Source organism: Oceanisphaera submarina (assembly GCF_046521305.1).
GTDB lineage: Bacteria > Pseudomonadota > Gammaproteobacteria > Enterobacterales > Aeromonadaceae > Oceanimonas > Oceanimonas submarina.
Genome location: NZ_JBKGFN010000011.1, coordinates 38,964 through 58,761 on the forward strand (window position 1 = coordinate 38,964; position 19,798 = coordinate 58,761).

The window sequence follows — 19,798 nt, forward strand, 5'->3', positions numbered from 1 at the left end:
GGAGTATGCCATGGAACTGGTAGCGATACAGATAACGGCCGGGCCAGACTGGCCGGAGAACCGGGCCAGGCTGGAAACCTGGCTGCGGCAACTGCCACCGACTCGTCCGCTGCTGGTGCAGTTGCCGGAAAATGCCGTGGTGTTCGGTAGCAGGGAGGCGGCGTGGCAACTGGCCGAGTCACTGGGCGAAGGCCCAATACAGGGCCAGTTCAGCCGGTGGGCGCGCGAACGGGGCATCTGGCTGCTGGTTGGCTCCATGCCGACCCGTATCGAGGGCAGCGAACGACTTCACGCCACCAGCCTGGTCTATAACGAGCAGGGCGAGCGGGTCGGTCATTACCACAAGCTGCACCTGTTCGACGTGGATGTCGCCGATGGTCACGGCCGTTACCGGGAGTCGGCCACCTATGCGCCCGGCGACGAACTTTGTGTGGTAGACAGTCCCTTCGGGCGTCTGGGGCTGTCTATCTGTTATGATTTACGTTTTCCCGAGTTATACCGGGCGTTGCGTGAACGAGGCGCCGAGATCCTGATGGTGCCGGCGGCCTTTACCCGGGTCACAGGGCTGGCGCACTGGCTGCCATTGCTGCAGGCCCGCGCCATCGAAAACCAGTGTTATGTGTTGGCGGCGGGCCTCTATGGAGAACAGGGCGAGCGGCAGACCTGGGGCCATTCGGTTATCCTCGACCCATGGGGAGAGATCCAGGCTTGTCTGCCCAAGGGAGAAGGGCTTGTCGTTGCCCCGCTGGAACCCGAACGACTGGCCCGCATCCGCCGTCAGATGCCGGTTGCACAACATGCCCGCCTGAGCGCGGTTTGGAGAAACAAGCATGAGTATTGAACAGATTAACCGCAGCCTGCTGATCCCGAACGAACTGGATATGGCGCTGCTGGATGCCCAGCTGGCTCGACTGAGCCGGCATCAGATCGATTTTGCCGATCTGTATTTTCAGAACAGTGTGCACGAGTCCTGGGTGCTGGAAGATGGCATCGTCAAGGACGGCAGCTATAACATAGAGCAGGGCGTGGGCGTGCGGGCGGTCAGCGGTGAAAAGACCGGTTTCGCCTATTCCGATGAATTGACGGCCACGGCGCTGGATCAGGCGGTGAGCGCCGCTCGCGGCATCGCCGAGCAGGGCGGCGATGGTCGCTTCCAGATTGGTCGCGAACGGGCCATTACACCTCGCTATCTTGGTGTTAATCCGCTCGACAGCCTGAGCAGGGAGCAGAAAATTGCCCTGTTACAGCAGATGGATGCCTTCGCCCGCAGCCTGGATCCGGCGGTAACCCAGGTGATCGCCTCCATTTCCGGTGTGTATGAAGAGATACTGGTGCTGGCTACCGACGGTACCCTGGCGACCGATCTGCGCCCCCTGGTGCGACTGAACTGTTCGGTACTGGTGGAGCGTAAGGGGCGGCGTGAACGGGGTGGCAGCGGCGGTGGCGGCCGGGTCGGTTACGACTATTTTCTGGAAGAGCTGGATGGCCAGCCCAGGGCCATGAGCTATGTGAAGGAGGCGGTGCGTCAGGCGCTGGTCAACCTGGAAGCGATAGACGCACCGGCCGGCACCATGCCGGTGGTACTGGGCGCCGGCTGGCCCGGTGTCTTGCTGCACGAGGCCGTGGGTCACGGCCTGGAAGGTGATTTCAACCGCAAGGGCTCGTCCGCCTATGCCGGCCGCATCGGCGAGCAGGTCGCTTCCAGCCTGTGTACCATAGTGGATGACGGTACTCTGGCCAATCGTCGCGGCTCGCTGACCATCGACGATGAAGGCACCGAAAGCTCATATAACGTATTGATCGAAAACGGCATCCTCAAGGGCTACATGCAGGATAAACTCAATGCCCGTCTGATGGGCATGGCGCCGACCGGCAACGGTCGGCGGGAGTCTTACGCTCACCTGCCGATGCCGCGCATGACCAACACCTATATGTTACCGGGTGAGACACCGCCGGAAGAGATCATTCAGAGCGTAAAGAAGGGGATCTATGCCCCTAACTTTGGCGGTGGACAGGTGGATATTACTTCCGGTCGTTTCGTGTTTTCCGCCTCCGAGGCCTATCTCATCGAAGACGGCAAATTAACTGCACCAATCAAGGGCGCCACCCTGATTGGCAACGGCCCCGAGGCCATGAGTCAGGTGTCCATGGTGGGCAACGATCTGGCGCTGGATGCGGGTGTGGGCGTCTGTGGCAAGGATGGCCAGAGCGTACCGGTCGGGGTCGGTCAGCCGACGCTCAAGCTGGATCGGATGACGGTGGGTGGTACTCAGTAAAAAACTGTCTGATTATCAACCATGGGTTAACAGTTTTTTTCTGTGCGATCCGGGGGCGAGGCGAGGTCTAATGGGTGCTGATCCACGTAAAGGCGTGGCAGCAACCGGGAGGCCATAATGATGAAAACATTGCTATCGATAGCTTTTGCCTCTGCTCTTGGGTTGATGTTAATGCCGGCTCAGGCCGGTTCGGTGCTGAATGTGCAGCAGCCTGTAGTGCAGGAAATGGCGAGCAAGGGCGACGGTGTTGATGCCCGTGAATGTGCCATGAGGAAGAAAATGGGTAAAAAACCGGCGGGTATGTGCTTTTAACCGTCGAATGAGCCTGTAAATAACAACGGGAGCCCAGGCTCCCGTTATGCTGTCTGGCTTCTCGCTACTTCGTCGTCATGGCTGCCCGGTTATGATTGCCTGGTCATGATTAAGAGGCGTCGGATCCCAGGTTCAGCTTCAGGTACTGGAACAGTTCGCGGTAGCCCTGGGGCGGCAGGCCGGCGGCCAGTTCCTTGCGAGCCTGGCGAGCCAGCTGACGCAGTTTTTGCCGGTCCAGGTTACGGTGTTCCGCCAGTAGCGCGTTCACCCCCTTGTCGCCTTCCTTGACCAGGCGGTCACGCCATAATTCCAGCTTGTGGAATTGTGCGTTGGCCACGGCACTCTTGTGCTCGAAGCCCGCCAGTGCCTTCTGAATATCGGTGACGTCCCGGGTGCGCATCAGCTTGCCGATATAGGACATGTGCCGGCGCAGACCCTCCCGCTTGTTATGGAGTCGGTGTGCCAGCTCTATGGCTTCCAGTAAATCCTCGTCCAATGGCACCTTGGCCAATTCATAGGGTTGAAGCTTGACCAGTGACTCACCCAGTTTCTGCAGGGCGCGGCTTTCCCTTTTCATCTCACTTTTACTGACCCATTCGATTTCATCATCGTGCCCGGTGGGATCGTCATGCTGGCTCATAGTTTTTCCGTCTCAATTAACATTTACATATATATTACCAGCTTCTCCCAAGGCGCGCAGGGGTCTGTTATGCTAACTCCAAACTGAGCCAGCGATGTTAATCATGACCCCAGCAGAAATTCAAACCGAACAGCGCCAGCTAGAGCTGGCCGTAGAACAGGCCCTCGACAGCGCCAAACGACTGGGCGCAGACAGCGCCGAAGTATCGATCAGCAAGCAGACCGGGCTTTCGGTCAATACCCGTAACGGTGAACTGGAAAATATCGAGTTCAACAAGGACGGCGCCTTGGGCATTGCCGTCTATCGGGATGGCCGCAAGGGCTCTGCCTCCACCTCGGATCTGCGGCCTGACGCCATCGCCCGCACCGTGGCGGCGGCGCTGGATATTTCCCGTTACACCACAGCCGATCCCTTCGCCGGTATCGCCGATGCCAATGCACTGGCCTGGGATGCGCCCGAACTTGAGTTGTGCTTCCCTCAGGCGCTTGAGCCCGCCGATGGTATCGAACTGGCACTGCGCTGCGAACAACAGGCGCTGGGCCGGGATCCCCGCATCAAGCAGTCGGACGGTGCCAGTTTCTCCAGTAACCTGGGCATCAAGGTCTACGGCAACAGCCACGGCTTCATCAAGGGTTACGCAGGCAGCCGCTTCGGCATGAGCTGTGTGCTGATCGGCGAGCAGGACGGCGACATGCAGCGGGAATACGGTTATACCTCGGCACGCAGCTTCGAGGATCTCTGGACTCCCGAGCAGGTGGCGGACGAAGCGGTCAGTCGTACCCTTGGCCGGCTGGGGGGGCGCAAAATCGACACCACCCGGGCGCCGGTGCTGTTTCATCCGGACGTGGCCGCCAGCCTGTTCGGTCATCTGGTGATGGCCATCAGCGGTGGCAATCTGTATCGTCAATCGTCATTCCTGCTCGACGCCCTGGGCGAGCGGGTGTTCCCCGACTGGTTCGACATTCACGAGCAGCCGCACCTGCACAAGGGGTTGGCCAGTTCACCGTTCGATAACGAAGGCGTGCGCACTCACGAGCGTCATATCATCGAAAACGGTGAGCTGAAAACTTATCTGCTGACCAGCTATTCGGCGCGCAAGCTTGGCATGGAACTGACCGGCCACGCCGGTGGCATTCACAACTGGACGGTGGCGGACAGCGGCCACAGCCTGGAACAGTTGATGAAGATGATGGGCACCGGCCTGCTGGTGACCGAGATGATGGGGCAGGGGGTGAATATCGTCACCGGCGACTATTCCCGCGGCGCGGCCGGTTTCTGGGTGGAAAACGGCGAAATCGCCTATCCGGTGGAAGAGATCACCATCGCCGGTAATCTGAAAGAGATGTTTGCGGGCATTCAGGCCATCGGCACCGACGTGGAAACCCGCTCCAGTCTGCAGACTGGCTCGGTACTGATCGGCGAGATGAAAATCGCCGGACAATAAGAGCTGTAAGCGATAAGCCCGCCTCTTAGTCACAAGCTTTTGTTGATTTCTGGTGACAAGTGACTGTAGAAAATCGGACAAAGGGCCGCTCCGCCGACACGCTGCAAGCACATCCCTGTAGGCTCAGCCGACCGTCAAATGCCATGGATGGCATTTGCTGAGCGTCACAGGGATGTGCTTGCAGCGTGTCGGAGGAGGCAACCCTGTTGCCTCTTTATTCCATACGTTGATTCGTGAACAGGCCATAAGCTGTCAGCTGTAAGAAGGGCCGCGCATGCGGCCCTTGGTGTATTCTGCAGGCCATACTGGCTCTGAAGGCGTGGCGTTGTTGTATCGGTCAACACCGTGCGGCTTAAAGCTGATAGCTGACCGCTATACAGCTTTAATTCAGTGCAGCAGGATCAGGGTCGAGAGACCCAGGAAGGAGAACAGGCCGACGATATCGGTGATGGTGGTCAAGGCCATGGAGCCGGCCAGCGCCGGGTCGATATTAAGCTTGCGCATCACCAGCGGGATGGCCGCACCGGCCAGGCCCGCGACCGACAGGTTGATGAACATGGCGGTGGCCAGCACCAGGCCTATCTCCCAGCTGCCTTTCCACAGACTCACCACTATCGCCACCATCACCGCCCACAAGAGGCCGTTGAACAGCCCCACCAGTGCTTCCTTGGTCAGCAGCCAGCGGGCGTTGCTGTCACCGATATGGCCCACGGCCATGCCGCGGATCACCAGCGCCAGGGTCTGATTGCCGGCGATACCGCCCATGGAGGGCACTATGGTCATCAGAATGGCCAGGGTGGCCAGCTGTGACAGGGTTTCTTCGAACATGTTGGACACGCTGGCGGCGAGCAGGGCCGAGCCCAGGTTGACGGTAAGCCAGATGGAGCGACGGCGGGCGCTGGTCAGTACCGGCGCGAAGGTATCTTCGTCATCGTCCATCTTGGCCATACCCATCATCGAGTGCTCGCCCTCTTCACGGATGATGTCCACCACGTCATCGATGGTGATACGGCCCAGCAACCGGTAGTCGTCATCGACCACCGGGGCCGACAGCCAGTCGTGGCGCTCGAACAGGTTGGCTACCTCGGTATCACTCATGGTCAACGGTATGGCTTCCACCTGGGTGTCCATGGCGTCGTCGACCCTGGTGGCCGGATCCTGCACCACCAGGCTGGCGAGGGAGATATCGCCCAGCAGCCGGTTATGTTGATCCACCACATAGAGGGTATCGGTACCTTCCGGCAGTTCGGTGTGCAGGCGCAGGTAGCGCAGTACCACCTCGATGCTGACATCGGCACGCAGGGTGATGAATTCGGTATTCATGATGGAGCCGGCGGTGTCTTCCGGATACGACAGCGCCTGTTGTGCCCGCTGCCGGTCCTGCTCGTCCATCTGGGTGAGCACCTGATTGAACAGCTGTTCGGGCAGATCCCGCAGTACATAGGCCAGATCGTCCGACTCCATGTCTTCCAGTGCGGCGGCCAGCTTTTCCGGAGCCATCAGTCGGATAATGCCGTCCCTGACTTCTTCCGACAGCTCTTCCAGGATCTCGCCGTATTCATCCGGGTCGATCAGTTGCCACAAGACCTTGCGGCTGGGGGAGGGAGAGGATTCCAGCAGCCAGGCGACGTCGCCTGGGCGCATCTGCTGCAGCATGCGACGGACGTGCACGAACATGCCGCCGTTCAGCGCCTGGGTGATGGTATCCAGCTGATCCGGCGTCCTTGGTTTCTCGATTGATTCTGTCATCCGGGCTTCAGGCCTCTGCGCGGAACGGGGATAGGAGAATTATTCTGATTCGTTGAAACGATCGGCGACCAGGCGGGACACGGCATTCATGGCCGCTTCTGCATCCGGCCCTTCGGCGACGACGCGAATGGCGTGCCCCTGGGCGGTTTCCAGCATCAGCAGGCCCATGACGCTGTTGGCCGGGGCTTGTTTTTCCTGATTGCAGACGGTGACGGTGGCATCGAATTGTTGCGTCAACTGCACCAGCTGAATGGCGGCTCGGGCATGGAGACCGAGCTTGTTGACGATTTTCAGATCCCGCTCAATTCTTGTCATGGTGTTTTTCCAGAGTGCGGTGGCGCAGCTGCACGCTTTTCCCCATCTGCCGGAACACCCGCGCAAGCTGCTCGACGATATAAACGGATCTGTGTTTGCCGCCGGTACAGCCGATGGCGACGGTCACGTAGCTGCGGTTGTTGCGTTCCAGGTGTGGCATCCAGGTGACCAGCAGGTTTTCAATCTGCCACAGGTATTTGGTGACCTCGGGCTGGCTGTTCAGGTAGCCGGCGACCGGTTCGTCCTGGCCGGTAAAAGGCCTCAGTTCCGCTATCCAGTGAGGATTGGGCAGGAAGCGGGCATCGAATACGAAATCCGCATCCTGAGAGATACCGTATTTGTAACCGAAGGACTCGAACACCCAGTTCAGCTCGCGTTCCTTCTTGCCGAGAATGCGCGCGCGGATAATTTCGCTCAGATCGTGAATACTGAGATCGGAGGTATCGATACGCAGATCGGCGGCGGAAGACAGGGGCGACAGCAGGTGGGTTTCCTGACGGATGGCTTCGTCCAGGGTCAGGCTGAGACGAGACAGGGGATGCAGCCGGCGGGTGTCGCCGAAGCGGCGAATAAGGGCGGCGTTGTCTGCATCGATGAAGATGCTGGACAGGCTGACTCCTTCCATGGCGCTAACTTCGGCCAGGCAGGCCTCCAGTTTGTCGGCACCGTCGGGCAGGTTGCGTACATCGATACTGACCGCCACCTCGCCGGGCTTGCGTCGACGCATCTGTACCAGCTCGGGCAGCAGCTCGACGGGGAGATTATCGACACAGTAATAGCCCAGATCCTCAAGCACACGCAGGGCTACGGTTTTCCCCGAGCCCGAACGGCCACTGACGATCACCAACTGCATATTGCTCTCCTCAGGAAGAAACCATGATGTTATAGAGCTCGTCATCGCTGCCGGCCTGGCGCAACTGCTTGCAGACCTGCTTGTTACTGAGCTTTTCGGCAATCAATGACAGCGTCTTGAGATGCTGTTTACACTCCTGCTCCGGTACCAGCAGGGCGAACACCAGGCCAACCGGCTGATTGTCGATGGCATCGAACTCTACCGGTTCGGCAAAGGTGAGTAAAACCGCCGTCGCCCGGTTGTCATCGCTGATACGACCATGAGGAATGGCGATACCGTTACCGATACCGGTGCTACCCATTTTTTCCCGGGCCAGCAGGCAGTCAAACAGCTGCTGACTGCTGATGTTGAGGTGCAGGGCGGCCAGCTCGCTGATGATTTCCAGCGCACGTTTTTTGCTCGTGCAGGGGACTGCACTGCGGGTGCAGCCCCTGCTCAGTATGTCGGCGACTTCCATGGTTATTTTTGCTTGAGCTTCTCTTTGTGTTTGATTATTTGGCGATCGAGCTTGTCGATCAAGCCATCGAGGGCGGCGTACATATCGTCATGTTGAGAGTTGGCAAAGATTTCGCCGCCGCTGAGGTGGATTTTAGCTTCGGCAACCTGCTGCAATTTTTCGAGTGTGAGGACGACGTGTACATTGGTAATGTTGTCGAAATGACGCTCCAGTCGGGAAAACTTGCTGTTCACATAGTCACGCAGGGAGTCCGTGATGTCTACATGGTGTCCAGTCAGATTTATTTGCATATCGTCTTCCTTCTAGGTCTGCCTTTACATCAGGCGTTTACGCTGATTGGAAGGGGGGATGGCCAGCGATTCCCTGTACTTGGCGATGGTCCGCCTGGCCACCTGTATCCCCTGTTCGGCCAGCAGCTGGGCAATTTTGCTGTCGCTCAGTGGCTTGGCCGGGTTTTCCGCACCGACCAGTTTCCTGATCAGGGCACGAATTGCCGTCGACGAACATTCTCCACCATCATCGGTACCCACATGGCTGGAGAAAAAATACTTCAGTTCAAACACCCCTCTGGGGGTATGCATGAATTTCTGGGTGGTGACCCGGGAGATGGTGGATTCGTGCATTTCCACCGCCTCGGCCACATCATTCAGCACCATCGGCTTCATGGCCTCGGGCCCATACTCAAAGAATGCCTGTTGTTGTTCCACAATACAATTGGCAACCTTGAGCAGGGTCTCATTTCGACTCTCGAGACTCTTGATAAACCACTTGGCGTCCTGCAAGTGGTTGCGGATAAACTGGCCGTCTTCGCTGTTTCTGGGTTGGCGGGCCATGGCGGCATAGGTCTGGTTCAGCCTGACCTTGGGCATGGCTTCCGGGTTGAGTTCGGCGACCCAGCCACCCTGTCGCTTGGTGACCACCACGTCCGGAATCACATATTCGGAGCTGCTCTGAAGCACGCTGTTACCCGGTCTGGGCTCCAGCTGCTGGATCAGGGACAGTACTTCCCTGAGCTCTTCTTCTTTCAGTCTGGTCTTGCGTTGCAGGCTGCGGTAGTCCCGGGTGCCGAGCAGATCCATGTGCCGGTCAATGACGAGACGGGCCTCGTTCAGCCAGGGAGTGTCGGCGGGAAAAGGGTCCAGCTGAATGCGCAGGCATTCCTGCACGCTGCGGGCGGCGACGCCGATAGGGTCGAAATGCTGGATGCGCTTCAGCACCGCCTCCACTTCATCTGCTTCTATCTCCTGTTCGCCGCCGGAGACGGCGGTGAGGATATCCTCCAGACCCTGAGTCAGGTAGCCGGCATCATCGATGGCGTCGATAATGGCCAGTGCTATGGCCTGATCGGTCTCGCTGAAAGGGGTCAGTTGCATCTGCCACAGCAGGTAATCCTGCAGCGTTTCCGTGGTTTCTCCCTGGTAGACGGTATCCTCCATGCCTTCGGGAAGGCCGCCGTTCCCGGCGCTGCCGGTTGAGGTGGTATAGATATCGTCCCAGTGGGTGTCCATCGGCAGTTCGTCGGACAGCTGATTCTGCTCCATGGCGGTATCGGCGGCCATCTGCTCGTCGTTGCCGCCGTCGGCCACCTCGATGCTGTCCGGCTCTTCCTGTTCCAGCAGGGGGTTGCTTTCCAGGGCCAGCTGAATTTCCTGTTGCAGTTCCAGGCTCGACAGTTGCAGCAGACGAATGGCCTGTTGCAACTGGGGGGTCATGGTCAGCTGCTGTCCCATACGTAACTGAAGAGTTGGCTTCATCGTTGGTAAAGTCCTTCTATATCAACCGCATGGGGCTCCAGCGGGTCAGCTTAGAGGCTGAATTGTTCACCCAGATAGACTTTCTTGACCTGCTCGTTCGCGAGGATTTCGGCCGGGGTGCCGGCGGCGATACGATGACCATGACTGACAATGTAGGCCCGCTCGCAGACGTCCAGCGTCTCGCGCACGTTGTGATCGGTGATCAGCACCCCCAGGCCTCTATCGCGCAGGTGCAGAATGATTTTCTTGATGTCGATTACCGAGATGGGATCGACTCCGGCGAAGGGTTCATCCAGCAGTATGAAGCGCGGATCGGCCGCCAGTGCGCGGGCAATTTCCACCCGTCGGCGTTCACCACCTGACAGACTCATACCGGCACTGTCGCGGATATGGGTGATATTGAACTCTTCCAGCAGCTGCTCCATTTTCTCGTCGCGGCCGGCGGCGTCCAGATCCTTGCGGGTTTCGAGTACCGCCATTAAGTTGTCGGCTACGCTCAGACGCCGAAAAATGGAGGCTTCCTGGGGCAGATAACCGATACCGGCGCGGGCTCGCACATGCATCGGCTGATAGCTGATGTCCTGCTCGTCGATGGTGATGCTGCCGGCGTCGCGCTGTACCAGGCCCACTATCATGTAGAAAGAGGTGGTCTTGCCGGCCCCGTTGGGGCCGAGCAGGCCGACGATCTGGCCGGTATTGACGGTCAGGCTGACATCGGCCACTACCTGACGGCCCTTGTAACTCTTCTGCAGCCCGCGGGCTTTCAGTGTTGCCATGATCAGTTCTGTATCTCTTTTTTATTCATGTCCTGCAGCTGTTCAGGCAGAAAAATGGTGGTAACGCGGTCTGCTCCACCCTGGCTTTCGGCTTCCATCTGTTCCTTGTCGATATGGTAGCGAATACGATAGCCGGTCACGATATTGTCGTTCTGCTTCAGCTTCGCCTCCTTCAATAGGGTGAGGGTGCGTGCCTTCATATCGTAGTGGATCTCCCGGGCCTCGGCCTTGACCGGCTGGCCGTTGTCCAGCACCTGGTAGTAGGTGGCTGGCGCGCCGTGGGCGGTCATCGATTGCAGACCCTGTTCGGTGCGGATCACCACCAGTCTGTCGGCTCGCACATCCATGGTGCCCTGTTTGACCACGACCCGCTCGCTGAAGGTCACCTTGTTGTCGGCCAGCTCCACCAGCTGGCGACCGGCATCTATGGTTACCGGCTGGCTGAAATCAGCCTCTTTGGCCTCGGCCAGGCTCAGGCTCAGGGCCAGCAGGCCGCCGATGCTAAGGAGTAAAGTAGGTTGCCCGGGTTTCATGCAGTAATTCCACTGTTTGTTGATCAAGCTTGCCCAACAGCCCCTGGCCCTGGGCCCGGAAAGTTGGGCTGTTCAGCTGTACATCCCGGTTGGAACGCAGCTGGTTTTTAATAAAATCCAGTTCCAGGTATTCGGTGGTCAGGGTTTTCACCAGGGCATCGGGTTGCAGCCCCCGGCCGACCACGGTGCCGTTCAATACCGCGTTATCGTTGGTATTGATCATGCCCTCATCACCGCTCAACTGCCATTGGGGCTGGCCATCGGGCGAATAAAGCAAGATAACAGGTTTTTCCATCAGGGTCATGGCCAGCGGCTCGTAGTACTCCGCATATTCAGCATCCAGTCCGCGGTAGGGCAGACCCAGCTGGTTGTACTGCACGCTGCTCAGGTTTTTGGCGATAAAGTCTGGCTGATAATCCTGCTGGTTGACGGGGGCGTCGGTGACCGGCCTGAACCACTGCCAGCAGACAAGGGCGACCAGGAAGAGGCCGCCAAACCACCAGGTTTGGCGGCTCACAGGCTCATGCCCCTGGCCTGTTCCAGCTCGCCCCGGGCGTCGAGCAGCAGATCGCAGAGCTCGCGCACTGCGCCTCGGCCGCCCTCGATGCGGGTAATATAATCGGCCTGCCGTAGTACCAGCGGATGAGCATCGGCCACAGCTACACCCAGACCGCAGTCCAGCATCACCGGCAAATCGACCACATCGTCGCCGATATAGGCGACCTGCTCCGGCCTCAGCTTGAGGGTCTCCAGCAGGGCCCGATAGCTGTGAATCTTGTCGCTCTGGCCCTGATAGACGTGGGTGACCCCGAGCGAGGCCATGCGTTCGCTGACGATGCGGGAGTTGCGGCCTGTGATCACCGCCACCTGGATGCCGGCGTTGAGCAGCGCCTTGATACCGAAACCGTCTTTGGTGCAAAAGCTCTTGTATTCTTCACCCTGGTTGCCGAGATAGATCAGGCCGTCGGACAGCACGCCGTCCACATCGCAGATCAGCAGTGTTATGTCGGCCATCCGTCGCCAGATGTCGCTGGTTACCGGACCGTAAAGGCTTGCTTGTTCCATCAGATCACCCCCGCTCGTAACAGGTCGTGCATATTGAAGGCGCCCACCGGGTGCTGTTGTTCATCTACCACCAGCAGGCCGCTTATTTTCTTCTCTTCCATCAGTTTGACCGCTTCCGCCACCAGCATATTGGCGTGCGCCGTGGTGCAGCTGCGGGTCATGACCTGGCCGATGGAAGTGTGGTGTAGATCGATTTTATGATCCAGGGTGCGGCGCAGATCACCATCGGTATAGATTCCCACCAGTTTCTGCTGGTCATCGACCACGGCGGTAAAGCCCAGGCCGGTACGGCCAATTTCCAGCAGCGCGTCGATAATCAGCGTATCGAGCCCGACCCGGGGCACGAGTTCATCTCTGTGCATGACATCACCTACTCGCAGCAGCAGGCGTTTGCCCAGGGCACCGCCGGGGTGACTGAGCGCAAAATCATCGGCAGTAAAGCCGCGGGCTTCCAGCAGGGACACGGCCAGGGCATCGCCCATGACCAGGGCGGCGGTGGTGCTGGCGGTCGGGGCCAGGCCGAGCGGGCAGGCTTCCTGCTCTACCCGGGTGCACAGATGTACACTGGCTTCTCGTGCCATGGTGGAGGCGGGGTTGCCGGTCAGGCAGATCAACGACAGTCCTCGGCGCTTTAGCACCGGCAGCAGTGAAATGATTTCGCTGCTCTCACCGGAGTTGGACAGGGCCAGCACCACATCGTCCTTGCCTATCATGCCGAGATCCCCATGACTGGCCTCACCCGGATGTACGAAAAAGGCGGGGGTGCCGGTACTGGCCAGGGTAGCGGCAATCTTGTGGGCGATGTGCCCGGATTTACCCATGCCGGTCACGATGACTTTCCCCGGGCACTGGAACATCAGCCGGCAGGCATGATTGAACGCCTGATCCAGATATTGATAAAGGCCGTCGATGGCCGCCTTTTCAATATCCAGCACCTGCTTGGCGGTTTTCCGATAATCAAATTCTGCAGTCATAGCTTTCTCCACACCTTAGGCGGCGCCATTATAGAAAAGCTTGTGCCGATTAGCGACCGATGTAATGAAAACTGTAGGGGGCGGGGTATGGCCCCTTTCTTGTCTCCTTGTATGGGGCAAGAGGACAGGGAGTGGCGCACCGGCAAAGGAAAAACGGCCGGCGTGTTGCCCATCCTGCGGGGAACTCATACAATTCCTTCTTTTCATTGGGGAATCAGTTTGAGCCAGAGCCTCGTAGAAATAAGGGATCTTTGCTTTAGCCATGGTGACCGGACCCTGTATGACAGGATCAATCTGCAGATCCCCAAAGGCAAGATTACCGCCATCATGGGTCCGAGTGGCATCGGCAAAACCACGCTGTTGCGACTCATCGGTGGTCAGATCAAGCCGAGTAGCGGCGATGTGCTGTTCGACGGCGAGTCGATCCCGAGTCTGGGTCGCTCACGTCTGTACCAGGTAAGGCGCCGCATGGGCATGCTGTTTCAGAGTGGCGCCCTGTTTACCGGCATGTCGGTGTTTGATAACGTGGCGTTCCCGCTGCGCGAGCACAGCGGCTTGCCGGAAGCCATGATTCGCACCCTGGTGATGATGAAACTGGAAGCGGTGGGATTACGCGGCGCGGCCCAACTGTTGCCATCCGAGCTGTCCGGCGGCATGGCGCGTCGGGCGGCACTGGCGCGTTCCATTGCACTGGATCCGGAGCTGATCATGTATGATGAGCCTTTTGCCGGCCAGGATCCCATCAGCATGGGGGTCTTGGTCAAATTGATATCCGAGTTGAACCGGGCCCAGGGGTTAACCTCTATTATCGTCACCCATGATGTGGACGAGGTGATGAATATTGCCGATTACGCCTATATTGTCGCCAATAAAAAGGTAATAGCGGCGGGTACCCCGGCCGAGCTGAAACAGAATACCGATGCCCAGGTGATCCAGTTTCTGCAGGGCCAGGCAGACGGTCCGGTGGCGTTTCATTATCCGGCACCTTCATTCAGGGAGTCGTTAGTCGATGTTGATTGATATGATAGGACGGCTCGGGCGTCAGGGTGTGGCCGGTATCACCGCCACTGGACGCGCCGGCTTCATGTTGTTGCATGCCCTGGTGGGCCGGCCTCAGCCGAAAAAACACTTTCCACTGCTGATACAGCAGCTAGAGGTTGTCGGCGTACAGTCGGTGGCCATCATACTGGTATCCGGACTCTTCATCGGCATGGTGCTGGCCCTGCAAGGCTACAACGTGCTGGTGGACTTCGGTGCCGAAGGTAGCCTGGGTCCGCTGGTCTCCTTGTCGTTGTTGCGGGAATTGGGGCCCGTGGTGACCGGTCTCCTGTTTGCCGGCCGGGCCGGTTCGGCACTGACCGCCGAGCTGGGCCTGATGAAGGCGACCGAGCAGCTCTCCAGCCTGGAGATGATGGGGATAGATCCCCTGCGCCGGGTCGTGGCCCCTCGGTTCTGGGCCGGTTTTATCAGCATGCCCTTGCTGGCGCTGATGTTCAGCCTGATTGGCATCTGGGGCGCCAAGCTGGTGGGTGTCGATTGGCTGGGCGTGGACGAAGGGGGCTTCTGGTCGGCGATGCAGGCGGCGGTCGACTGGCAGCAGGACATAATGCAGGGCGTGATCAAGAGCCTGGTATTTGCCCTGGTGGTGACCTGGATTGCCCTGTTCAACGGTTTCGATGCTCAGCCGACGGCGGCCGGGATCAGTCAGGCCACGACGCGTACCGTGGTTCATTCTTCTCTGGCGGTACTGGGGCTCGATTTCGCCCTCACCGCCGTCATGTTCGGGTAAATACTGATGAAATACAGCAAACTGGAATTCAGCGTCGGCTGCTTTATGCTGGCCGGCATCGGCGCCTTGCTGCTGCTGGCGTTCAAAGTCGCCGGTGTCAGCGTCAACGGCCAGGGAGAAAGCTATACCCTCTATGCCAAGTTCGATAATATCGGTGGTCTCAAGGTGAGATCGCCGGTCAAGGTGGGCGGCGTAGTGGTGGGAAGAGTCAGCCAGATAACTCTGGATCCCAAGGATCAGGTGCCGGTGGTAACCCTGACGGTCAGCCGCAACGCCGGTGAATTTGCCGAAAGCAGCACGGCGGCCATCCAGACTTCGGGTCTGCTTGGCGAACAGTATCTGGGGCTGAGCCCCGGCTTTGTCGATGAGGACATGGGCATCGGCATGCTCAAGGACGGCGATACCATAACGGACACCCAATCGGCACTGGTACTGGAAGAGCTGATCGGAAAGTTCATATATTCCATCGGCGACAAATAAGCCGAAGCCACTCCCGAGGAGCGAATGATGAAAAAATTACTGATGTCAGGCTTGTTGATACTGGCCGGACTCTGGGCCCCGCTGGCCGCGGCCGTCTCGCTATCGAACCCTTATGCACTGGTAAATGAAGTCGCCCAGAACACCTTCGATCGACTGAGCAGACAACAGGCAGAAATCAAGGCCAACCCGGAATACCTGCGCACCATAGTGCGGGAGGAAATGCTTCCGGCGGTGGACGTGCGTTTTTCCGCCTTTCGTGTGATCGGCAACCAGCTTAACAGCACGACTCCCGAGCAGCGGGATCGCTTCGTTGCCGCCTTCAGTGACTATCTGGTGGTGACCTATGCCGATGCGCTGGCGGCCTACAAGGAGCAGAAGCTTGACATAGGTACCGGTACCGTCGGCAAGGGCGAAAAACTGGTGTCGGTGCCGGTTTCGGTACTGGAGCCGAGCAAGCCGGCCATCAAACTGGAGTTCAAGTTGCGCAAGAACGGCCGTACCGGTGAGTGGCGAGTATTCGACATGGTGGCCGAGGGGATTAGCCTCTTGTCTGCCAAACAGGCCGAGCTGAGCGGTCTTATCCGTCAAAATGGCATCGACAAGGTCACTCTCCAGTTGCAGGCGCACACCCAAAAGCCGGTGACGCCGCTGGAAAGAACCCAATGAAACTCGAACGGGAGCTGACTCGGGATATGCTGCCGGCCTATTGGGCGGAGCGGAATATTCTGTTCGGTGCCGAGCGGGTGGATTTGAGCGGGCTGAAGCAGGTTGACTCGGTCGGTCTGGCCTTTCTGGTGCAATGGAGTCAGGCGCTGGCCGCCGGCAACAAGCAATTGACTCTGATATCACCCCCGACCAGCTTTTTTCCGCTGGCCGATTTATACGGCGTCAGTTCACTGTTTGAACTGGTCGACAATACTGCCGAGTGCTCAATATGAGCGGGAGCCAACATGGATCTGAATAACGAAGTGGAACGTTTACTGCGGCAGGCCCTGCCCCTGGACGAACTTTATATCAAAAGCGAAGGCAGCCATTTCGAGGTGATTGCGGTATCCGCCGACTTCACCGATATGAGCCGGCTCAAGCGGCAGCAGGCGATTAATGGCCCGCTGATGGAACTGATTGCCCAGAATACCATTCATGCGCTGACCGTGAAGACCTTTACTCCCGAGCAGTGGGTGCGGGAACGAAAATTTATTATGCCTTCCTGAGCAGGAACCGAAATGGATAAATTTAAAATTCAGGGACCTTGCCGGCTTGCCGGCGAGGTCACTATCTCCGGCGCCAAGAATGCCGCGCTGCCGATACTCTTTGGTACCTTGCTGTGTGATGAAGCGGTACATTTGTCTAACGTGCCCAAGCTGAAAGACGTGGATACCACCTTGCAGTTGCTGGCTTCGATGGGCCTCAAGATCCGCGAGCAGGATGGCGTTATCGTTATTTCCGGGGCGGTGAACAGCCATGTTGCGCCTTACGAGCTGGTACGCACCATGCGTGCCTCCATCCTGGCGCTGGGGCCTCTGGTGGCCCGTTTTGGCGAGGCCGATGTCTCTCTGCCGGGTGGCTGTGCCATCGGAGCTCGGCCGGTGAATCTGCATATTCATGGTCTTGAGCAGATGGGTGCCGAAATCAAGGTGGAAGACGGCTACATCAAGGCCCGGGTTGACGGCCGCCTGAAGGGGGCTCATATCCTGATGGACATGGTCAGCGTAACCGGTACCGAAAACCTGATGATGGCGGCGGTGCTGGCCGAGGGCCGTACCATCATCGAAAACGCCGCCCGCGAGCCGGAAGTGGTGGATCTGGCCAACTTCCTCAACGCGCTGGGCGCGAAAATTCAGGGTATCGGCCAGGACACGCTGATCATCGATGGCGTCGAGGCATTGCATGGCGGCGAGTATCGGGTTCAGCCCGATCGTATTGAAACCGGCACCTTCCTGGTTGGCGCGGCCGTTACCGGCGGTGACGTCACCTGCCGCAATACGGATCCGCATCTGCTGGAAGCGGTACTGGTCAAGCTCAAGGAGGCGGGTGCACTGGTGGAAACCGGTAAAGACTGGATCCGCCTGGACATGACGGAGCGGGTACTGAAGCCGGTGGATATCAAGACGGCGCCCTATCCGGCGTTTCCGACCGATATGCAGGCCCAGTTTACCGTGCTCAACGCGGTGGCCAAAGGGGTGGGGCGGGTGACCGAAACCATCTTCGAAAACCGCTTCATGCACGTGCCCGAGCTGAACCGAATGGGTGCTCATATCGAACTGAACGGTAACCTGGCTATCTGTGACGATACCGAGCAGTTGACCGGCGCCACCGTGATGGCCACCGATCTGCGGGCTTCAGCCAGCCTGGTACTGGCCGGTTTCGTGGCCGAAGGCACCACCATAGTGGACCGCATCTACCATATCGACCGGGGTTACGAGTTTATCGAAGACAAGTTGTCGGCTCTGGGCGGCAATATAAAACGCTTCCAGGCGTAACGGATAAGGGGAGGGGCAAGCGCTCTTCTCCTACACTTTCTGTACATCAGAACGATGGTTCTGCGAGGCTAACCGAACACCATCCCATTCTTATGCCTCATTCATTGAGGGGGGGGGGAAAGGGCAACCTTGCTCCTTGCTCGTGAAGGCGTCGCCGGTTTGGTTGTACTTTATTAAACGGTCGCCGTTTCAAGCTGTTGTTGCGTCTGCGACAGCGATTTCCACATTGCGCCAAGTGCAAACACAGCCAGAAAGAAATTAGATACTGGCATTGCAAGCCAGATACCATCTATGCCCAGCCACTTTGGCAGTAACCATAGGAAAGGCAATTGCACCAGAATGTTGCCGAGAGCGATGGTTAGCGCCATGCCACCACGGCCAACAGACATAAAGTACACGGAGCTGATAATTATCAGCCCATCCAGGAACAGGCTGAAAAGATGCAATGTGATGCCATGACGGGCTTCTCGCACCAGGACTTCATTGCTGTTGTTAAACCAGCCGAACATGGTGTCAGGAAACAGATTCAGCAACAGAATCCAGCTAATTCCAACGGCAATGGTCACTTTACAGGCCAGCCATACGGTACTGCGTATCTTCCCGTGGGCGCTTTCACCATGAAAATAACTCACGGGCGGCTGCATGCCTTCACTAATGCCTTCCGCCAGCAGATAGTAGAGTGTCATCAGATAACCAACAATGGCATAGGCTGCAACGCTCATCGAGGAACCGTATTCCATAAACAAGCGGTTATGGATGGCCACCACCAAGCCGGTATAAAGGTACATCACCAGACAGGATGAACCTAATACCAGTATTTTAGCCATTGTCTTGCGATCCGGTGTCAGATCCCCAAAAGAAGATAGCCCCGATGTTGAGTAACGACTGAAGAGGTACCCCAGCGCCATCAAGGTAACGACACTTTGTGCTGTTACTGTGGCGATGGCTGCCTCATCCGTTTTCCGGATGGGTGAGGTGGGTCATGTCACGTATAAGCTGGAACCTTGATCAACTGGAAGCCTTTGTGACGGCGGCGCAAACCGGATCATTTACTGCGACAGCGCGTAAGCTGGGCAAGGCGCTGTCGCGCATCAGTACCGCGATTGCCAATCTGGAGGCCGATCTGGGCTTCTCGTTGTTTGATCGAGCCGGGAAGTACCCGACCTTAAGCGATGATGGTCAAAAAGTGCTGCATGATGCGGTTTCGGTATTAACACAATGTCAGCGGCTTCAGTCGCGGGCGTTGTCTGTATCATCTTCCAGCCCGGTACAGCTCACCATTGCCATGGATGAGACGGTGCCGATCGAAAATTTTGCAGTGCTCTATGCCAGGCTGGCAAATCAATATCCGGATCTGAGCGTGACGCTGTTAAATGGTTCCCAGGAAGATATCGCCAGTTGGGTTGACGAGGGCAGGGCGGACATGGGCTTTATTTTACAGGACCATGTGTTGCTGGACTCGCCGGAGCGCTTTACGATTGTCCGCAGTGATCAGGCATTGATTGTATCGGAAAACATCCACTGGCGGCGATTCCGGCCCCGACAGAAATCCAGCTCATTGAACACCGGCAACTGGTTATCCGGGACCGAATGGGCAATGCGCTGGGTAAACCGCTGTCGCCCAGTTACTGGCACGTGGACAGCTTCTACCTGATATCCTCTCTGGTGATGCGTGGTATTGGCTGGGCCTTTGTTCCCGAGCACGTGGCGAAAACAGACTGGTATGAAGTCAAGACGCTGTCGACGGAAAACATTCCTTATCAACAGGATTTCATGCTGTCTGCCATTAAACGAAGAGATGTGGGGTGGAACGTGGTACTGGAGTGGATGTTGACGGAGGCTCAGAGGGTGTTTATGGAATAACACCGCCGGCAGCGTGGTGTCTTGGGTTTGCTTATTGA

Annotated in this window: 26 protein-coding genes; 13 read left to right on the forward strand and 13 right to left on the reverse strand. The window is 58.0% G+C overall.

Annotated elements, in window-relative coordinates; genetic code table 11:
* Positions 1 to 10 precede the first annotated feature (10 nt).
* The 3 genes from ACLEIV_RS11550 to ACLEIV_RS11560 all read left to right on the forward strand — a co-directional run bounded on the left by ACLEIV_RS11550 (position 11) and on the right by ACLEIV_RS11560 (position 2,588).
* Positions 11 to 841 carry a carbon-nitrogen hydrolase family protein gene (locus ACLEIV_RS11550; RefSeq protein ID WP_410456797.1) on the forward strand — a complete coding sequence of 277 codons (831 nt, stop codon included), beginning with the start codon at positions 11 to 13 and terminating at the stop codon, positions 839 to 841.
* Positions 831 to 2,276: a metalloprotease TldD gene (tldD, locus tag ACLEIV_RS11555; protein WP_410456798.1), complete on the forward strand. Its 1,446-nt coding sequence runs from the start codon at positions 831 to 833 to the stop codon at positions 2,274 to 2,276. The genes ACLEIV_RS11550 and tldD overlap by 11 nt, the downstream gene beginning before the upstream one ends.
* Before the next feature lie 117 nt (positions 2,277 to 2,393).
* The gene (locus ACLEIV_RS11560; RefSeq protein WP_410456799.1) at positions 2,394 to 2,588 is read left to right on the forward strand and encodes a hypothetical protein; all 195 of its coding nucleotides are present in this window, start codon (positions 2,394 to 2,396) and stop codon (positions 2,586 to 2,588) included.
* Between the two features lie 109 nt (positions 2,589 to 2,697).
* Here the strand turns inward: ACLEIV_RS11560 and yjgA are convergent, their stop codons facing one another.
* Positions 2,698 to 3,228, reverse strand: a complete 531-nt coding sequence (gene yjgA, locus ACLEIV_RS11565) for a ribosome biogenesis factor YjgA (RefSeq protein WP_410456800.1) — start codon at positions 3,226 to 3,228, stop codon at positions 2,698 to 2,700.
* A 103-nt stretch (positions 3,229 to 3,331) separates the two neighbouring features.
* Between yjgA and pmbA the strand changes: the two genes are divergently transcribed.
* A complete protein-coding gene (pmbA, locus tag ACLEIV_RS11570; RefSeq protein ID WP_410456801.1) occupies positions 3,332 to 4,672 on the forward strand; it encodes a metalloprotease PmbA in 1,341 nt (446 codons plus the stop codon).
* A gap of 387 nt (positions 4,673 to 5,059) precedes the next feature.
* Here the strand turns inward: pmbA and mgtE are convergent, their stop codons facing one another.
* The 11 genes from mgtE to ACLEIV_RS11625 are packed head-to-tail and all read right to left on the reverse strand — an operon-like array spanning position 5,060 to position 13,148.
* Positions 5,060 to 6,421 (reverse strand): magnesium transporter, encoded by a 1,362-nt coding sequence (mgtE, locus tag ACLEIV_RS11575; protein WP_410456802.1) that lies wholly within the window; start codon positions 6,419 to 6,421, stop codon positions 5,060 to 5,062.
* Between the two features lie 39 nt (positions 6,422 to 6,460).
* Positions 6,461 to 6,736, reverse strand: a complete 276-nt coding sequence (locus ACLEIV_RS11580; RefSeq protein WP_410456803.1) for an HPr family phosphocarrier protein — start codon at positions 6,734 to 6,736, stop codon at positions 6,461 to 6,463.
* Positions 6,723 to 7,589 (reverse strand): RNase adapter RapZ, encoded by an 867-nt coding sequence (gene rapZ, locus ACLEIV_RS11585; protein ID WP_410456804.1) that lies wholly within the window; start codon positions 7,587 to 7,589, stop codon positions 6,723 to 6,725. The genes ACLEIV_RS11580 and rapZ overlap by 14 nt, the downstream gene beginning before the upstream one ends.
* 10 nt (positions 7,590 to 7,599) lie before the next feature.
* The gene (gene ptsN, locus ACLEIV_RS11590) at positions 7,600 to 8,046 is read right to left on the reverse strand and encodes a PTS IIA-like nitrogen regulatory protein PtsN (RefSeq protein ID WP_410456805.1); all 447 of its coding nucleotides are present in this window, start codon (positions 8,044 to 8,046) and stop codon (positions 7,600 to 7,602) included.
* A gap of 2 nt (positions 8,047 to 8,048) precedes the next feature.
* The gene (gene hpf / locus ACLEIV_RS11595) at positions 8,049 to 8,336 is read right to left on the reverse strand and encodes a ribosome hibernation promoting factor (RefSeq protein ID WP_410456806.1); all 288 of its coding nucleotides are present in this window, start codon (positions 8,334 to 8,336) and stop codon (positions 8,049 to 8,051) included.
* A 24-nt stretch (positions 8,337 to 8,360) separates the two neighbouring features.
* Positions 8,361 to 9,800 carry an RNA polymerase factor sigma-54 gene (locus ACLEIV_RS11600; RefSeq protein WP_410456807.1) on the reverse strand — a complete coding sequence of 480 codons (1,440 nt, stop codon included), beginning with the start codon at positions 9,798 to 9,800 and terminating at the stop codon, positions 8,361 to 8,363.
* Positions 9,801 to 9,850: 50 nt separating this feature from the next.
* Positions 9,851 to 10,576: an LPS export ABC transporter ATP-binding protein gene (lptB, locus tag ACLEIV_RS11605; protein ID WP_410456808.1), complete on the reverse strand. Its 726-nt coding sequence runs from the start codon at positions 10,574 to 10,576 to the stop codon at positions 9,851 to 9,853.
* 2 nt (positions 10,577 to 10,578) lie between these two features.
* Positions 10,579 to 11,109 (reverse strand): lipopolysaccharide transport periplasmic protein LptA, encoded by a 531-nt coding sequence (gene lptA / locus ACLEIV_RS11610; protein WP_410456809.1) that lies wholly within the window; start codon positions 11,107 to 11,109, stop codon positions 10,579 to 10,581.
* Positions 11,078 to 11,626 (reverse strand): LPS export ABC transporter periplasmic protein LptC, encoded by a 549-nt coding sequence (gene lptC, locus ACLEIV_RS11615; protein WP_410456810.1) that lies wholly within the window; start codon positions 11,624 to 11,626, stop codon positions 11,078 to 11,080. The genes lptA and lptC overlap by 32 nt, the downstream gene beginning before the upstream one ends.
* The gene (gene kdsC / locus ACLEIV_RS11620; protein ID WP_410456811.1) at positions 11,623 to 12,174 is read right to left on the reverse strand and encodes a 3-deoxy-manno-octulosonate-8-phosphatase KdsC; all 552 of its coding nucleotides are present in this window, start codon (positions 12,172 to 12,174) and stop codon (positions 11,623 to 11,625) included. Before kdsC ends, lptC begins: the two co-directional genes overlap by 4 nt.
* On the reverse strand, positions 12,174 to 13,148 hold the full coding sequence (locus ACLEIV_RS11625) for a KpsF/GutQ family sugar-phosphate isomerase (RefSeq protein WP_410456812.1): 975 nt from the start codon (positions 13,146 to 13,148) through the stop codon (positions 12,174 to 12,176). The genes kdsC and ACLEIV_RS11625 overlap by 1 nt, the downstream gene beginning before the upstream one ends.
* A gap of 219 nt (positions 13,149 to 13,367) precedes the next feature.
* Between ACLEIV_RS11625 and mlaF the strand changes: the two genes are divergently transcribed.
* Genes mlaF through murA form a run of 7 tightly spaced genes read left to right on the forward strand, consistent with a single transcriptional unit; the run spans position 13,368 to position 17,897 of the window.
* Positions 13,368 to 14,168, forward strand: a complete 801-nt coding sequence (gene mlaF, locus ACLEIV_RS11630; protein WP_410456813.1) for a phospholipid ABC transporter ATP-binding protein MlaF — start codon at positions 13,368 to 13,370, stop codon at positions 14,166 to 14,168.
* Positions 14,158 to 14,937, forward strand: coding sequence for a lipid asymmetry maintenance ABC transporter permease subunit MlaE (gene mlaE / locus ACLEIV_RS11635; protein ID WP_410456814.1), 780 nt, complete (start codon positions 14,158 to 14,160; stop codon positions 14,935 to 14,937). Before mlaF ends, mlaE begins: the two co-directional genes overlap by 11 nt.
* A gap of 6 nt (positions 14,938 to 14,943) precedes the next feature.
* Complete coding sequence (mlaD, locus tag ACLEIV_RS11640) at positions 14,944 to 15,417, forward strand: outer membrane lipid asymmetry maintenance protein MlaD (protein ID WP_410456815.1); 474 nt, start codon at positions 14,944 to 14,946, stop codon at positions 15,415 to 15,417.
* A 24-nt stretch (positions 15,418 to 15,441) separates the two neighbouring features.
* The gene (gene mlaC / locus ACLEIV_RS11645; RefSeq protein WP_410456816.1) at positions 15,442 to 16,083 is read left to right on the forward strand and encodes a phospholipid-binding protein MlaC; all 642 of its coding nucleotides are present in this window, start codon (positions 15,442 to 15,444) and stop codon (positions 16,081 to 16,083) included.
* Positions 16,080 to 16,355, forward strand: coding sequence for an STAS domain-containing protein (locus ACLEIV_RS11650; protein WP_410456817.1), 276 nt, complete (start codon positions 16,080 to 16,082; stop codon positions 16,353 to 16,355). The genes mlaC and ACLEIV_RS11650 overlap by 4 nt, the downstream gene beginning before the upstream one ends.
* A 12-nt stretch (positions 16,356 to 16,367) precedes the next feature.
* On the forward strand, positions 16,368 to 16,628 hold the full coding sequence (locus ACLEIV_RS11655; RefSeq protein ID WP_410456818.1) for a BolA family protein: 261 nt from the start codon (positions 16,368 to 16,370) through the stop codon (positions 16,626 to 16,628).
* Between the two features lie 12 nt (positions 16,629 to 16,640).
* Positions 16,641 to 17,897 carry a UDP-N-acetylglucosamine 1-carboxyvinyltransferase gene (gene murA / locus ACLEIV_RS11660; RefSeq protein ID WP_410456819.1) on the forward strand — a complete coding sequence of 419 codons (1,257 nt, stop codon included), beginning with the start codon at positions 16,641 to 16,643 and terminating at the stop codon, positions 17,895 to 17,897.
* A gap of 173 nt (positions 17,898 to 18,070) precedes the next feature.
* On the opposite strand, the gene ACLEIV_RS11665 is transcribed toward murA, so the two are convergent.
* Positions 18,071 to 18,724 (reverse strand): MATE family efflux transporter, encoded by a 654-nt coding sequence (locus ACLEIV_RS11665; protein WP_410456820.1) that lies wholly within the window; start codon positions 18,722 to 18,724, stop codon positions 18,071 to 18,073.
* Between the two features lie 155 nt (positions 18,725 to 18,879).
* Here ACLEIV_RS11665 and ACLEIV_RS11670 point away from each other — a divergent pair, with 155 nt between their 5' ends.
* Complete coding sequence (locus tag ACLEIV_RS11670; RefSeq protein ID WP_410456821.1) at positions 18,880 to 19,551, forward strand: LysR family transcriptional regulator; 672 nt, start codon at positions 18,880 to 18,882, stop codon at positions 19,549 to 19,551.
* Positions 19,533 to 19,760: a hypothetical protein gene (locus ACLEIV_RS11675; protein WP_410456822.1), complete on the forward strand. Its 228-nt coding sequence runs from the start codon at positions 19,533 to 19,535 to the stop codon at positions 19,758 to 19,760. Before ACLEIV_RS11670 ends, ACLEIV_RS11675 begins: the two co-directional genes overlap by 19 nt.
* Positions 19,761 to 19,798: the final 38 nt, after the last annotated feature.

What these genes read in the sequence shown, in the direction of transcription:
- ACLEIV_RS11550 (WP_410456797.1), top strand. Translation starts at nt 11, where the DNA reads ATGGAACTGGTAGCGATACAGATAACGGCCGGGCCAGACTGGCCGGAG.
- tldD (WP_410456798.1), top strand. Translation starts at nt 831, where the DNA reads ATGAGTATTGAACAGATTAACCGCAGCCTGCTGATCCCGAACGAACTG.
- ACLEIV_RS11560 (WP_410456799.1), top strand. Translation starts at nt 2,394, where the DNA reads ATGATGAAAACATTGCTATCGATAGCTTTTGCCTCTGCTCTTGGGTTG.
- yjgA (WP_410456800.1), bottom strand. Translation starts at nt 3,228, where the DNA reads ATGAGCCAGCATGACGATCCCACCGGGCACGATGATGAAATCGAATGG.
- pmbA (WP_410456801.1), top strand. Translation starts at nt 3,332, where the DNA reads ATGACCCCAGCAGAAATTCAAACCGAACAGCGCCAGCTAGAGCTGGCC.
- mgtE (WP_410456802.1), bottom strand. Translation starts at nt 6,421, where the DNA reads ATGACAGAATCAATCGAGAAACCAAGGACGCCGGATCAGCTGGATACC.
- ACLEIV_RS11580 (WP_410456803.1), bottom strand. Translation starts at nt 6,736, where the DNA reads ATGACAAGAATTGAGCGGGATCTGAAAATCGTCAACAAGCTCGGTCTC.
- rapZ (WP_410456804.1), bottom strand. Translation starts at nt 7,589, where the DNA reads ATGCAGTTGGTGATCGTCAGTGGCCGTTCGGGCTCGGGGAAAACCGTA.
- ptsN (WP_410456805.1), bottom strand. Translation starts at nt 8,046, where the DNA reads ATGGAAGTCGCCGACATACTGAGCAGGGGCTGCACCCGCAGTGCAGTC.
- hpf (WP_410456806.1), bottom strand. Translation starts at nt 8,336, where the DNA reads ATGCAAATAAATCTGACTGGACACCATGTAGACATCACGGACTCCCTG.
- ACLEIV_RS11600 (WP_410456807.1), bottom strand. Translation starts at nt 9,800, where the DNA reads ATGAAGCCAACTCTTCAGTTACGTATGGGACAGCAGCTGACCATGACC.
- lptB (WP_410456808.1), bottom strand. Translation starts at nt 10,576, where the DNA reads ATGGCAACACTGAAAGCCCGCGGGCTGCAGAAGAGTTACAAGGGCCGT.
- lptA (WP_410456809.1), bottom strand. Translation starts at nt 11,109, where the DNA reads ATGAAACCCGGGCAACCTACTTTACTCCTTAGCATCGGCGGCCTGCTG.
- kdsC (WP_410456811.1), bottom strand. Translation starts at nt 12,174, where the DNA reads ATGGAACAAGCAAGCCTTTACGGTCCGGTAACCAGCGACATCTGGCGA.
- ACLEIV_RS11625 (WP_410456812.1), bottom strand. Translation starts at nt 13,148, where the DNA reads ATGACTGCAGAATTTGATTATCGGAAAACCGCCAAGCAGGTGCTGGAT.
- mlaE (WP_410456814.1), top strand. Translation starts at nt 14,158, where the DNA reads ATGTTGATTGATATGATAGGACGGCTCGGGCGTCAGGGTGTGGCCGGT.
- mlaD (WP_410456815.1), top strand. Translation starts at nt 14,944, where the DNA reads ATGAAATACAGCAAACTGGAATTCAGCGTCGGCTGCTTTATGCTGGCC.
- mlaC (WP_410456816.1), top strand. Translation starts at nt 15,442, where the DNA reads ATGATGAAAAAATTACTGATGTCAGGCTTGTTGATACTGGCCGGACTC.
- ACLEIV_RS11650 (WP_410456817.1), top strand. Translation starts at nt 16,080, where the DNA reads ATGAAACTCGAACGGGAGCTGACTCGGGATATGCTGCCGGCCTATTGG.
- ACLEIV_RS11655 (WP_410456818.1), top strand. Translation starts at nt 16,368, where the DNA reads ATGGATCTGAATAACGAAGTGGAACGTTTACTGCGGCAGGCCCTGCCC.
- murA (WP_410456819.1), top strand. Translation starts at nt 16,641, where the DNA reads ATGGATAAATTTAAAATTCAGGGACCTTGCCGGCTTGCCGGCGAGGTC.
- ACLEIV_RS11665 (WP_410456820.1), bottom strand. Translation starts at nt 18,724, where the DNA reads ATGGCTAAAATACTGGTATTAGGTTCATCCTGTCTGGTGATGTACCTT.
- ACLEIV_RS11670 (WP_410456821.1), top strand. Translation starts at nt 18,880, where the DNA reads ATGTCACGTATAAGCTGGAACCTTGATCAACTGGAAGCCTTTGTGACG.